Annotated in this window: 1 protein-coding gene; it reads left to right on the top strand. The window is 64.4% G+C overall.

All coding sequences use genetic code 11. From position 1 onward, the window contains the following. Positions 1-593 (top strand): electron transfer flavoprotein subunit beta/FixA family protein (locus AC0L2C_RS34175; protein ID WP_473525533.1); only part of this gene is annotated, 593 nt, incomplete at both ends.

Below are 593 nucleotides of genomic sequence, written 5' to 3'. Positions count from 1 at the left end.
AAGGCTGACGGTTCGGCGGTGGAACTCGCCAACGTCAAGATGGCGATGAACCCGTTCGACGAGATCGCGGTCGAAGAGGCGATCCGGCTGAAGGAGGCCGGCAAGGCGGAGGAGATCATCGTTGTCTCGATCGGGCCGCAGCAGGCGCAGGAGACCTTGCGCACCGCGCTCGCCATGGGCGCCGACCGCGCCATCCTGGTCAAGACCGACGAGCAGACCGAGCCGCTGGGTGTCGCCAAGGTGCTGAAGGGCGTGGTCGAGGCGGAAAAGCCCGGTCTCGTCATTCTCGGCAAGCAGGCGATCGACGACGATTCGAACCAGACCGGCCAGATGCTGGCCGCACTTCTGGGCTGGGCGCAAGGCACTTTTGCCTCCAAGGTCGTTATCGATGGCGACAAGGCCAAGGTGACGCGCGAGGTCGATGGCGGCCTGCAGACGGTGGAGCTGAAGATGCCGGCGATTGTCACCGCGGATCTTCGCCTCAACCAGCCGCGCTATGCCTCGCTGCCCAACATCATGAAGGCCAAGAAGAAGCCGCTCGACGAGAAATCTCCCGCCGATTACGGCGCCGACGTCAAGCCGCGGCTGAAGGT

This window comes from Mesorhizobium sp. WSM4845 (genome assembly GCF_055811455.1).
This window is presented reverse-complemented; position numbering and strand designations above follow the sequence as displayed.